The sequence below is a fragment of the Actinomadura hibisca NBRC 15177 genome (assembly GCF_001552635.1).
Lineage (GTDB): Bacteria > Actinomycetota > Actinomycetes > Streptosporangiales > Streptosporangiaceae > Spirillospora > Spirillospora hibisca.
Map to the genome: position 1 here is coordinate 64,570 of NZ_BCRO01000070.1, position 12,160 is coordinate 76,729.

Sequence of the window (12,160 nt, forward strand, 5' to 3'; positions counted from 1 at the left end):
GATTCTGTCGAGTGTGGGAAAGGGTGGGCTGATGCGCACCGGATTGCAGGGCAAGACCGCGCTGATCACGGGGGCGTCCCGGGGCATCGGCAGGGCCACGGCGTTCGCGCTGGCCGCCGAGGGCGCCAACGTCGTGCTGTCCTCGCGCAAGCAGGAGGCGCTGGACAAGGTCGCCGCCGAGCTGCGCGCCGCCCACCCCGAGGCGGGCGTGCTGCCGTTCGCCGCGCACGTGGGCGACGCCGAGCAGGCCGGGGCGTGCGTCAGCGCGGCCGTCGCCGAGTTCGGCTCGCTGGACGTGCTGATCAACAACGCGGGCACCAGCCCGCACTTCGGCCCGATGACCGAGATCTCGCCGTCCGCCGCCGCCAAGACCGTCGAGGTCAACCAGTTCGCGGTCGTGCAGTGGACGCAGCTCGCCTGGCGGGCCTGGATGCGGGAGCACGGCGGCTCGATCATCAACGTCGCCTCCGTCGGCGGCCTGGTCACCGAGCACGGCATCGGCTACTACAACGCCACCAAGGCCGCCGTCATCCACATCACCCGGCAGTTCGCGATGGAGCTGGCGCCGAAGGCGCGCGTCAACGCGATCGCGCCCGGCCTGGTGAAGACCGACCTCGCCCGCGCCCTGTGGGAGAAGAACGAAGAGCAGATCGCGGGGTACATGCCCCTGGGCCGCCTCGGCGAGCCCGAGGACATCGCCAACGCGGCGGTGTTCCTGGCCGGGGACGCCGCGTCCTGGATGACCGGCCAGACCATGGTCGTGGACGGCGGCTCCATCATCCGCCCGTCGATCGCCTGATCCGCGAGGAGAAACGCATGTCGCGCTGGGGACTGACCATTCCGCTGACCGGCCTGCCGCTGGCCGAGCACCGCCAGATCGTCGAGGAGCTGCCCGGCCTCGGCTACACCGACGCCTGGTCGGCCGAGACCAACGGCACCGACGCCTTCACACCGCTCGCGCTGGCCTCGCAGTGGGCGCCCGAGCTGCGCCTCGGCCCGGCCATCGTGCCGGTCTACACGCGCGGCCCGGCGCTGCTGGCGCAGCAGGCCGCCACCCTGGCCGACCTCGCGCCGGGCCGGTTCGTGCTGGGCATCGGCACCTCCTCCGACACCATCGTGCAGCGCTGGAACGGCATCCCGTTCGACGAGCCGTACAAGCGCGTCCGCGACACGCTGCGCTTCCTGCGGCACGCGCTGGCGGGGGAGAAGGTGAAGGAGGAGTACGACACCTTCGCCGTCAAGGGCTTCAAGCTGGAGACCGCGCCCGCCGCGCCGCCGCCGATCGTGCTGGCGGCGCTGCGGCCGGGCATGTTGCGGCTGGCGGCGCGCGAGGCCGACGGCGCGATCACCAACTGGCTCGCGCCCAAGGACGTGCCGACCGTGCGCGGCGAGCTCGGCGACGAGCCGGAGCTGATCGCGCGGCTGTTCGTGTGCCCGACCGACAACGCCGAGGAGGCGCGCGCGATCGGCCGCTGGATGATCGCCGCGTACATGACGGTGCCGGTCTACCGGGCCTTCCACGAGTGGCTGGGCCGGGGCGAGGCGCTGCGCCCGATGAACGAGGCGTGGGCCGCGGGGGACCGCAAGAAGGCGCTGGAGGTCATCCCCGACGAGGTCGTGGACGACCTGATCGTGCACGGCTCGCCCGAGGCGTGCCGCGCGCGCGTCCGCGAGTACGTGGACAACGGGCTCACCACGCCGGTGCTGGCGATCGTGCCCGGCGGGGGGCTGTCGCACGTGGAGGCGGTCCGGGCGCTGGCACCGAACGCGGGCTGAGAGGACGAGCGGTCGCGCCTCGTCGCGTCCCGTCGCTTTGCCTCGCCCCGCGTCGCGTCCCGCCTCGTCGCGTCCTGTGGCGTCGCGTCCGTCGCACTCCATCACGCCCCGTCCCGCGCCGGTCGCGGTGACGGGGCGTGACGGATCGTCGCGGATCCGATGTTTACCGCGCGTGGAAGCCGGGGAGGGTGGGCCAGGTCCGCGCCGCCAGCGCGGATCATGCGCGACGACAGGACCATCCGACCCCGCAGCACCGACACGCGAGGAGCTGACCATGCTCACGCTGACCAGCGACGCCGTCCAGGTGATCCGCACCGTCACCACCAACCCCGAGCTTCCGCCGGAGACCGGGCTCCGCATCGAATCGGGGGTCAACGGCTCCGACGCCCTGCGGCTCTCGGTCGCCCCGGCGCCCGAGGCCGGCGACCAGGTCGTCGAGGAGGAGGGCGCCCGGGTCTACCTGGAGCCCCAGGTCGCCGACCTGCTGGAGGACAAGACCCTGGACGCCCAGGTCGATCCGCAGGGCGACGTGGCGTTCACCATCGCCGACGACGAAGCGGTCTAGCGGACCCGAAGACCCGCCGCGGGCCGCGCCTGATCTGCTCCCCGCTCGACCAGGAGCACCCGCACGGTGGAATGCCGAGGGCGCCGATCCGTTCGCGCGGATCGGCGCCCTCGGCGCTTTCGCTCCTACAGCGCGGCGAGCAGCGCCAGGACCACCAGGGCGAACGCCACGGTCGTCAGGATCGCGAACGCCGCCACCACCGCGCAGGCCAGGCCGCGCGGCTGGTCGCGCCAGTTCCCGTAGTGGCCGCGCACCTGCCGGTCCAGCTCCTCCCGCGAGGGCGGTTCGCCTTCGCCATAGGACGAGCCGCCTGCTCCGCGCGACGACGGTTCGTGCGACGGCGGGCCGTCGCCTGCCGGTGAGGTCACCGCGCCAGTCTGGCAGAGCGGCCCGGCGCTCAGGCGTCGAACGACGGGTGCGGGCCCAGCGCCCAGTACTCGAACAGCCCGTGCCCGACGCCGTCCCCGGCGGGCTCCGCGCCGTCCAGGTACTCGAAGCGCGCGACCGCGTCGATCATGCCCCACATGCGTGCGGCGTCCTCGGGCACGCGCGCGTCGTAGACCACGCCCTGCACGACGGGCTCCGAGCCCTGGTACATGCCGTGCTTCCACTCCGGTTCCAGGCCGTAGCCGGTGCCGAGCATCATGTGCACCGGCAGGACCGGCGTCGCGCTGATCTCGAACGGCTTGCCGCCGGGCGGGTTGAACGCCAGCGTCGCGGTCACCACGTCGCGGGTGCCCTCGGCGTACACCGGGCGGTACTCGGGGCGGCCGAGGTACTCGGGTTCGCGGTCCGCGTCCGGCCAGACCCGCACCGCCTCCTCCAGCACGCGGCGGCCCTTCTCGTCCTCCTGGATGATCGCCATGACGGTGTGGCCGTCGAACTGCATCGGCGCGTACAACCAATAGAAGGTCCCGGCGTTCTTGACCTGGATGCCGGGCGGCTCGGGCTCGCCGACGGGCCGGATGCCCCAGGACCGGTCGCGCGAACCCCACCAGTGGTCGGGGGTGACCTCGATGCGCTCGCCGTCCATGACGATGTGCCCGCTCCACCGCCCCGTCTGCGCGAGGCGGCGGGAGTCGAAGATGACGCGCTCCTGCCAGCGCTGGTAGTGCGGCGGCTCCAGCTGGGCGGGGACCGCGCCCTCCCAGGTGAGGTCGAAGGAGAGGCCGTGCTCGTTGTCGTCCAGCGTGACGCGCAGCCGCTTCAGCCCCTCCAGCACCTCGACGCGGAACGGGCCGACGGTGGTGTCCATGCGGTCCAGGCCGAGCTCGCGGGAGGCGCGCACCACCTTGTGCAGCGGGCCGCGCCGGATGAGCGCGTAGGCGTCGGCGACGCCCAGGTTCGGGTACTGCCCCATCCCGATGATCATCATCAGGTCGTCGCCGCACGGGTGCAGGTTGAAGTAGTAGCGGTCGTAGAAGTTGCGGTCGGAGGTGGCGACGTGCCGCATCACCTCGGGGGCCTGGTGGATCGGGTAGTCGTCGAGCGGGGACAGCGTCACGCGGACCCTCCGGTGGTGGCGGGGGCGGGCAGGCCGAGGATGCGGGCCAGCAGCTGGGTGCAGTTGTTGTTGTAGGGGAAGTCGCTGCCGGGCTCGATCCAGTCGAAGTCGATCATCGCCTGCCCGATCCGGGCCATGATGATCGAGAACTTGAAGCCCGACAGCACCTCGTAGTAGCCGAGGTCGCGCAGCGGGCGGCCGAGCAACTCGGCGTAGCGGGCGGCGGTCTCGTCGTAGGACGGGAAGCCGGGCAGGCGCGGGAAGCCGATGCCGTCGGAGTGGTGCCGGTCCAGGAACATGAACCAGGCGAGGTCCTCCTCGGGCGCGCCCAGCACGGCGGTCTCCCAGTCCAGGACGGCGGCGGGCACGCCCTTCTGGAAGATCACGTTGCCGATGCGGGCGTCGTTCCACAACACGACCGGCGGATCGGGCTCCTCCGGCCGGTTGGCGCGCAGCCACTCCAGGGCCGCCAGCGCGGTCTCCTGCGGGCCGCGGTAGGCCCAGTGCAGGTAGTGCTCGTAGTAGTTGAGGCGCTGCTCCAGGCCCGTCGCGCCCCAGTGCGGCTGGTCGAGGAAGCCGAGGCCGAGCGCGCCCGCGTCCAGCCGGTGCAGCCGCGCCATGATCTCCAGCGTGGACCACCACATGGCCGCGCGCTCCTCGGGCGGGGCCTCGGTGACCCAGCCGCCGGAGTGGTAGGGCGGCATGTCGGTGGGGACCTGTCCCTCGACGCGGCCCATGACGAAGAACGGCGCGCCCAGCGGCTCGGCGGACGGCTCGTACCAGCGGATCGGCGGCACCGGGATGTCGGTGCGCTCGTCCAGCACGCGCATCAGCCGGTACTGCTCCTCGAAGCGCGGCTCGGGGAAGATCTGGTAGTGCGCCGGGGCGACCCGCGCGACCAGGGCCTCGTGGCGCTCGGCGCCGTCCTCGGTCCAGGTGGCCTCGAACATCAGGGTCTCGCTGGAGAAGCCGCTGGTCTGCGGCGTCTCGACCACGGGGATGGCCACGCCGGGCAACCGCCGGTCCAGCCACGCGGTCAGCGCCCGCCGGGTGACCTCGGGATCCCGCTGGTCGGGAACGGGCATCGCCGCCTCCTCGCGCCGCACCTGAAAGTGAAACGTGTTCTATCAACGGGGTCGCGCCCGGTCAATGGCCGTTCGCGCCCGCAACCGCTGCCACCTGCGGCTATAACAAATAAGCCGACCAAGCGCTCGGTAAGTTATAGGTGCGTACGGCCCCTCCCGCGCGGCGTGAAAAGATCGGCACATGCGTCTCACCAAGTTCGGGCACGCCTGCGTGCGGCTCCAGAAGGACGACCGGACCCTCGTCATCGACCCCGGCGCGTTCAGCGAGGCGGGCGACGCGCTCGCCGGTGCCGACGCCGTCCTGATCACGCATGAGCACTTCGACCACTTCGACGCCGACGGCCTGCGCAAGGCGATGGCCGACAAGCCCGACCTCCAGGTGTGGACCTCGCGCGAGGTCGCCGGGAAGCTCGCCGACCTGGGCGGCCGCGTCCACGAGGTCGGCCACGAGGACACCTTCACCGCCGCCGGGTTCGACGTGCACGTCTACGGCGAGGAGCACGAGCTGCTGCACCCGGACGTCCCGCCGATCCCGAACGTGGGCTTCTTCGTGGACGGCGAGGTCTTCCACCCCGGCGACGCGCTGACCGTCCCGTCGGTGCACGTCCCCACGTTGTGCCTGCCGGGCAACGCGCCCTGGCTGAAGGTGCCCGAGATGTTCCAGTACACCCGCGCGGTGGACCCCGACCGCGCGTTCGTCATCCACGACGGCCTGCTGAACGACATCGGCCTCACGGTGATGCAGACCGCCGTCACCAACGCGGGCAAGCAGCTCGGCAAGGAGTTCCGCCGCCTCGAACCCGGCGACTCGGTCGAGCTGGGCGCCGAGTGACCCACCGAACGACCCGCTTCCCCCGGAAAGGCAGGGCCGCGTGATCGCGCCCGCGCACGTGCGGCCCGTCCAGGCCGTCTTCTTCGACATCGGCGAGACCCTCATCAACGAGGGCGAGATCTACGGCCGCTGGGCCGACTGGCTCGGCGTGCCGCGGCACACCTTCCTCACCAAGCTGGGCGCCGTCCTCGCGGGCGGCGGCACGTACATGGACCTCTTCGAGCACTTCAAGCCGGGCTTCGACCTGGCCGAGGAGGAGAAGAAGCGCGCCGAGGCGGGCGTCCCGAACGGCTTCGGCCCCGAGGACCTCTACCCCGACGCCCGCCCCTGCCTGGCCGGGCTGCGCGCGCAGGGCCTGTTCGTCGGGGTCGCGGGCAACCAGCCCGTCGACGCCGAGGAGCAGTTCACCGCGCTCGACCTGCCCACCGACGTGCTCGGCATCTCCGAGGTGTGGGGCGTGGAGAAGCCCGCGCGCGAGTTCTTCGAACGTTGCGCGCAACTGGCGGACGTGCTGCCCGAACACGTCCTGTACGTGGGGGACCGCATCGACAACGACCTGCGCCCGGCGCTGGCGTTCGGGATGCGCGCGGCGTTCCTGCGCCGCGGCCCCTGGGGCCACATCCAGCAGGACGACGACGCGGTGGCGCAGGCGACGTTCGTGCTGGACGAACTGGCCTCGCTACCCGACCGGGTGGCGGCCTACAACTCCCCGGAGTGACGCCCGTCACCCCTAGGGGCTTACCCCTAATCCGCAGGTAGCGGGGCAGGACCAGCCGTTAGACCGATTCATGACGGGGCATCGACTCCCTAGCGTGGAACACGTCAACAGGGAACGAACCCGACACGAATCGGAGTGACACACCATCATGAACGGCCTCTACCGCCCGCGCGACGGTCGGATGATCGCTGGAGTCTGCGCCGGCCTCGGCCGCCGCTTCGGCCTGTCGGCCGGGACGGTCCGCCTGCTGGCCGTGCTCTCCTGCCTGCTGCCCGGCCCGCAGTTCGTGGTCTACCTGGTGTTGTGGGTGATGCTACCCAACGAGGACAGGTACAAGGCGCACGTCTAGCCGACCCGCGCCGCGCGCACCGCCTGACGTGCAAGATCATCCCTTCCGCTTGGATCGGAGCGAGGCGGGGTGTTGCAGCCTGCGCAGGAGCCTTCTGGTTCCTGCGCAGCCCCCTTCTCGGGGATCCCACCGTTACCGCAACGGGGTGGTGACGGTGGGTTCCTGCCGTGTCGGCCCCGGGGTGCGACGACACTCGCCAGGGAGGTGGTGTCGGTGACGCGTCCGGGGCCACGGTCAGGCGTTGTTATCCCGGCCTGCTGCTTGCGGGTCCGGGGTCTGGGCTGGGGTCTCGGCCCAGACGTTCGAGGTCGCGCCCGTAGCGGGCGAGGTTCGCAGCGGCGTTCACATCCCGGTCCAGCTCCAGGCCGCACGCGCTGCAGACGAAGGTGCGCTCGCTCAAGGTGAGCTTGGGCTTGCGCGTCCCGCACCCTGAGCAGGTCTTGGATGAGGGGAACCAGCGGTCGGCCACCACCAGGCGTGTGCCGTGCCAGTCGGCCTTGTAGGCCAGCATCCTGCCCAGTGTCCCGAAGGAGGCGTCGGCGACGGAGGCGGCCAGGTGATGGTTGGCCAGCATGCCTTTGACGTTCAGGTCCTCGATGACCAGCCGGGCGTGGCTTTTGACCAGCCGGTTCGAGACCTGGTGCAGATGATGCTCGCGCATCGCCGCCGTACACGCCTGGTACCGCGCCACACGGGCACGGGCCTTGCGGTGGTTACGCGAACCGGGCTGGGCGCGTGACAGCGCGCGGGCCCGGCGACGCAGCCCTTCCAAACGGCGACGGTGATACTTGGGAGCAGGGACGCGGGTCTGCTCGTCCCCGTGCTGGTCGGCGACCACCATCAGATCGATCAACCCCACGTCCACCCCCGCCCAGACAGCCGTTTGCTCTGACGCTGGTGGCAGCTCACCGGCCAGTGCCGGAGCGGTAGGCACGGTGACGGCCGGGGACGAGGCGGTGCCGAAGTGACGGGCGGCCGGATGCAGGTCAGCGGCCCGCACCGTCACTACCACGATCCACCGGCCCCGATGCTGCCGGACGGTGACCGAACAGATCCGCGCCCGTGCCTCTTGGCCGTCGACGGAGCGCAGCATACGGCGCACTTTGCGGGTGTCCTCCCGCACCGCCAGCACTCCCAACCGGGGCAGCCGCAACGTCCGGGGGTGCTGCGGCGTCCCCAGCACAATGGATTCCTTCTGGTTGCGGAGGCGGAAGTTGTAGGACGTGGCGCGCTTGTTCTTGAACCTGGGGAACCGCATCCTCGGCCCTGGCCTCCGGCCGGTGCGGGAGGCGGTGAACGCCGCCAGGGCGCGGGCCAGATCGACGGCGGCCTCCTCGAACACCAGCGCCGGGATCGCCCGGTGCCAGGGCTGTCCGGTCGCCGGGTCGATCTGCTGGGCCAGGGCGGCGCGTTTCCACTGGTTGGCGGCGTTGATCAGGTCGAACGACGACCACGGCACCGCGACCTCCACACTTTCGGGAGCGGCGTGGCGGGCGTCCAGCCTCTCCTTCACCAGGGCGAGCAGGGTGTTGTAGGTCAGGCGGGCGGCACCCCCGGCGGTGCGCAGCAGCGCCTCCTGGGCCGGGGTGGGGTCCAGGGTGAACCGGAACGCCGTCATTCGTGACATGACGAACACGTTAGGTGACTACCTCCGAACGGGTGAGCGAATCTAAAAGAATCATGGAATCGAGTGCCTTTGCGCCCGGGTTCGCTCTGTTCGCACCGTGGCTGGACCAGTTTGTCCTCAGGCGCTTAGATCGGGGCACGACGTTTCGCCGAGCAGGGGAGGCGGCTGTGCCCGAGCACGGTCCGGGGACGACCGGCCGGGGCGCGGACCCCGCGGCCCGGCTGCTCCGGTTCCTGCGCGACCTGGCCCGCGCCCGCCGCGATCCCGCCGACGGCGGGGGCGGCGAGCGGGTGCACTGGCTGGCCGAACTGCCCGGCGAGGTCTACGTCGAGACCGACGCCGGGCTGGGGGACGTGCTGTTCAGCGTCCCGGTCATCCCGCTGAGGCCGCCGACGGTGGCCGAGGAGTTCGACGGGTGGCTGGCGCTGCGGCACTGGTACCGGCTGCTGCGCGAGCTGGCCGACGGGGGCGGCGTCGCGGACCTGGCGACGGGGCTGCTGTCGTGGCGGCCCGCCGAGGGACCGGCCGTCAGCGGGCACCTGCTGGCCACGCCGATCCGCATCGTCGTCGAGGAGCGCACCGGCCGCGTGGACGTCCTGCTGGACGGCTCCACCGCGCTGCGCGACCGCGAGCTGCTGGCGGGCCTGCCCGGGTTCCGGCCCGCGCGCACCGACTGGGTGTGGGACGCGGTGCAGGCCGGGCAGGGGTTCGGGCTGCGGCCGTCGGTGTCGGACGTGCTGCGCAAGTGGAGTTCGGTGGCGTTCGGGGACGAGCCGGTCGCCTTCCGGGAGGACTGGGCCGCCCCGTCCGGCGCGCCGTCGGCCGCGCCCCGGCTGCGCGTCGCGCCCGCGCTGATCGTGCGGCCCGCCGGGCGCGCCGCCGTCGCCGACCACTACGACCGGCTCGCCGCGCGCCTGCCCGACCTGCCGGGCGCGGCGGCGCGCTTCCTGGAGCCCGGCGGCCGTCCGCCGCTGCTGCACGTGCCCGAGCGCACCCCGCAGGACCTCGCGGACCTGCTGACCGGCCTGCTGGCGCGCGGCCTGCGCGTGCTGGTCGCCACCGATGCCGACGACGTGCGCGCCGCGCTGCACCCCCGGGTGGCCGCGCTGTGCGACCCCCAAGGATTCACGCCCGACGATCCTGAACCGGTGGAGGACCTGGCGCGGCTGGAGGCCGAAGCCGCCCGCACCGCCGCCGACCTGCGCGAACGTCTGCGCCGCGCCGAGAACGCCGACGAGTACGACCTCGGCCCCGGCTACCGGGGCGACCGCGCGGAGCTGGCCCGCCGCGTGTACGCCGAGGCCCCCGACTTCAACTGGCTGCCGCCGCGCCCCGGCCTGCCGACCAGCCCGCCGCTGACCCGCGAGGAGGTCACCGAGCTGCTGCGGATCCGGGCCGAGCCGGGCCCCGACCGCACGCGGCACCGCGACGTCGACCCGTGCACGCTGCCGAGCGCCCCGTACGTGCGGACGCTGATCGAGGCCGAGCAGGTGGCCGCCGAGCGGGCCGGACGCAACGAGACGGACATGTCGCGGCGGCTGCGACGCTGCGACGTGGCGGTACTGGCGCGCCTGGACACGGCCGCCGCCACCGTGGACGGGGCACTGCGCGACCTCGGCCTGGCAGGGCACCCGAGCGGCTGGGACGCCGCCGACCACGCCGTCCGGGCGTTCACCGACGCGCTGGCCCACCGCCGTCCGGCCGTGTGGGCGCGGGTGGCGGAGATGGCGGAACAGGCGGAGTGGGCGGGCCGGGCGCTGGAGACGAACGTGGGCCACCGCGTGGAGTTGCCGCCGGGCGACCTGCACCTGCGCCGGATGGCGAGCGTCGCGCAGGACCTGCGGACCTACCTGGTCGAGGGCGGCGCCCTGAAGCGGGGCCCGCTGCGCTCCACGGCTCAGCGCCAGGCCGAACCGCTGCTGACGAGCGTGACCGTGGACGGCGGCCCGCCCACGACGCCGGAGCTGCTGGAAGTGGTGTTCACGCACCTGATGGTGCTGATGGCCTGCCAGGAGTTGCAGTACGTGTGGGAGGCGGCGGGAGTGTCGTTCCCGGCGGACGTGCCGCTGGCGGACCGGGTGGCGCGGTTCCGGCGGGCGCACGGCCGTCTCGCGCGCGTGCGCGATGTGCTGACCGCGATCGAGGAGACCGTCGAACTGCTGGCCGGGCTGAGCATTCCGGTGACGCATCCGCTCCAGTGGTACGGCTACACCACGGCGCTGGAGACGGCGCTGCTGTCGCAGGGGGTGAACCGGGCGGCGGCGGACCTGACGGCATTGCGCGACTCGATCGGCTCTGCTGCTGACGACCCGCCCGAACTGCGCCGCGCCTTGGACGCGATCGACGCACGGGACGCCGACGCGTACGGAGACGCGCTGATCGACCTGGCGGAGGCGAGGCAGGAACGGGCCGCGCAACTCCGGTGCGCGGACTTCGAGGAGCGGCTGAGGGCGGTCCATCCCGATCTGCTGGACGCGCTGGCGGTGCCGTCGGACGCCTGGCTGGGCCGGCTGGGGCGCTGGGACGAGGCGTGGGCGTGGGCGCACGCGTCGGCGAGGCTGGAGGAGCTGCCGAGGTCACCTGCGGAGACGCAGTTGCGGGCGGGAGTGGAAGAGGCGGAGGCGCGGCACCGGGAGCTGGCGGCGCTGCGGGCGTGGAACGCGCATTGCGGGGCGTCGGAGGCTCCGGGGTGGTTGGTGCCGCTGTGGGAGATTCCGGAGGCAGTGCCGGATGGTGGGTTCGACGTTGTGGTGGTGGACGGGGACCAGGGACCGGGGGCTGAGGCGCTGTATGTGTTGTGGGCGGCGCCGAGGGTGATTCTGGTGGGGGAGCCCGCAGCGGAAGTGAGTGGTGCGGCCCCGCAGATGCGAGTGCTGGCCGAGGACCTGCCGGATGACCTTCGAGTGCTGGTGACGTCGGAGACTTCGCTGTTCAGGGTGCTGCTGGACCGCTTTGAGCCGCCTGAGGAGGCTCCCGCTGGTGCTGGTGCTGGTGCTGGTGCTGGTGCGCGGGAGGAGCGGGTGGCGGAGCCGTGGGAGTTCCGAGAGGGCCCGTCCCCGTTGGCGTCGGAACGTCGAGAGGCACCGTTGAGGCCGACGAAGAAACCGGACGTTGCGACGGCGGTGCCGTCACCAGAGCCACAGCTGGCTCCCGCCCCGTACCAGATTCCTGAGCCACGCCAAGCTCCCGATATGCGCCCAGAGCCAGAACCGGGACCACCACCGGAACCACGACGGTCGCCAGAGACACGTCCGTTGGAGGGGACGGAACCGAGCGGACGTGTCCCGCGTGGCCAGGTCTACGCACAGGCAGGCCGGTCGATCGTGACCTACAAGCGACCCGAACTGGTGGCGCTGGTCGCGCGCATCGCCGACGGCACCCCTGAACTGGACGATGACCAGGTCATAGAGCTGGCACGGCGGCTGCTCGCGTGCCCGGCGGACGAGGAGATGCTCGTGGGCGCACGCCTACGATTCGCGGTTCAGGCTTACCGGACGGGCGGCCTCGACGAGGAGTAGTGGGTGTGCGGCTCAAGCGAAAACCGCGCGACAAGGCTCTTGAGGCCCTGCACGTGACCACCTACCCCGGCCCGCGCTCCGCGCGTGACCAGTGACCTCAACCCCGCGCCCGAACCTGATCAGCGACCCCAGCCCCACGCCCCGCACCTGACTAGCGACCCCAGCCTCGTGCCCGAACCATCACAG

Annotated in this window: 11 protein-coding genes; 7 read left to right on the plus strand and 4 right to left on the minus strand. The window is 72.2% G+C overall.

The genetic code is table 11. From position 1 onward, the window contains the following. Positions 1 to 31 precede the first annotated feature (31 nt). The 3 genes from AH6_RS29085 to AH6_RS29095 all read left to right on the plus strand — a co-directional run bounded on the left by AH6_RS29085 (position 32) and on the right by AH6_RS29095 (position 2,341). Positions 32 to 799: an SDR family oxidoreductase gene (locus AH6_RS29085; RefSeq protein WP_067486159.1), complete on the plus strand. Its 768-nt coding sequence runs from the start codon at positions 32 to 34 to the stop codon at positions 797 to 799. Between the two features lie 17 nt (positions 800 to 816). After that, on the plus strand, positions 817 to 1,776 hold the full coding sequence (locus tag AH6_RS29090; RefSeq protein ID WP_067486161.1) for an LLM class F420-dependent oxidoreductase: 960 nt from the start codon (positions 817 to 819) through the stop codon (positions 1,774 to 1,776). A gap of 274 nt (positions 1,777 to 2,050) precedes the next feature. After that, entirely contained in the window at positions 2,051 to 2,341 is a 291-nt protein-coding gene (locus AH6_RS29095; RefSeq protein ID WP_067486163.1) for a Fe-S cluster assembly protein HesB, read from the plus strand. Positions 2,342 to 2,466: 125 nt separating this feature from the next. On the opposite strand, the gene AH6_RS44210 is transcribed toward AH6_RS29095, so the two are convergent. From AH6_RS44210 to AH6_RS29105, 3 genes are read right to left on the minus strand one after another with little or no spacing between them, the layout of a single operon-like run. Continuing rightward, entirely contained in the window at positions 2,467 to 2,709 is a 243-nt protein-coding gene (locus AH6_RS44210) for a hypothetical protein (protein WP_157431788.1), read from the minus strand. Between the two features lie 29 nt (positions 2,710 to 2,738). Further along, a complete protein-coding gene (locus AH6_RS29100; protein WP_174555132.1) occupies positions 2,739 to 3,845 on the minus strand; it encodes an Rv3169 family protein in 1,107 nt (368 codons plus the stop codon). Continuing rightward, positions 3,842 to 4,930 carry a phosphotransferase family protein gene (locus AH6_RS29105; RefSeq protein ID WP_067486166.1) on the minus strand — a complete coding sequence of 363 codons (1,089 nt, stop codon included), beginning with the start codon at positions 4,928 to 4,930 and terminating at the stop codon, positions 3,842 to 3,844. The genes AH6_RS29100 and AH6_RS29105 overlap by 4 nt, the downstream gene beginning before the upstream one ends. Positions 4,931 to 5,111: 181 nt before the next feature. Here AH6_RS29105 and AH6_RS29110 point away from each other — a divergent pair, with 181 nt between their 5' ends. The 3 genes from AH6_RS29110 to AH6_RS29120 all read left to right on the plus strand — a co-directional run bounded on the left by AH6_RS29110 (position 5,112) and on the right by AH6_RS29120 (position 6,829). Then, the gene (locus AH6_RS29110; protein ID WP_067486167.1) at positions 5,112 to 5,762 is read left to right on the plus strand and encodes an MBL fold metallo-hydrolase; all 651 of its coding nucleotides are present in this window, start codon (positions 5,112 to 5,114) and stop codon (positions 5,760 to 5,762) included. Positions 5,763 to 5,802: 40 nt separating this feature from the next. Next, a complete protein-coding gene (locus AH6_RS29115; RefSeq protein WP_245679518.1) occupies positions 5,803 to 6,480 on the plus strand; it encodes an HAD family hydrolase in 678 nt (225 codons plus the stop codon). A gap of 148 nt (positions 6,481 to 6,628) precedes the next feature. Beyond that, positions 6,629 to 6,829, plus strand: a complete 201-nt coding sequence (locus AH6_RS29120) for a PspC domain-containing protein (RefSeq protein ID WP_067486168.1) — start codon at positions 6,629 to 6,631, stop codon at positions 6,827 to 6,829. Positions 6,830 to 7,073: 244 nt separating this feature from the next. Here AH6_RS29120 and AH6_RS29125 read toward each other — a convergent pair whose 3' ends face one another. Beyond that, positions 7,074 to 8,456, minus strand: a complete 1,383-nt coding sequence (locus AH6_RS29125) for an RNA-guided endonuclease TnpB family protein (protein WP_157431790.1) — start codon at positions 8,454 to 8,456, stop codon at positions 7,074 to 7,076. Positions 8,457 to 8,623: 167 nt separating this feature from the next. On the opposite strand from AH6_RS29125, the gene AH6_RS29130 reads away from it, so the two are divergent. Then, entirely contained in the window at positions 8,624 to 11,974 is a 3,351-nt protein-coding gene (locus AH6_RS29130) for a DEAD/DEAH box helicase family protein (protein ID WP_067486172.1), read from the plus strand. Positions 11,975 to 12,160: the final 186 nt, after the last annotated feature.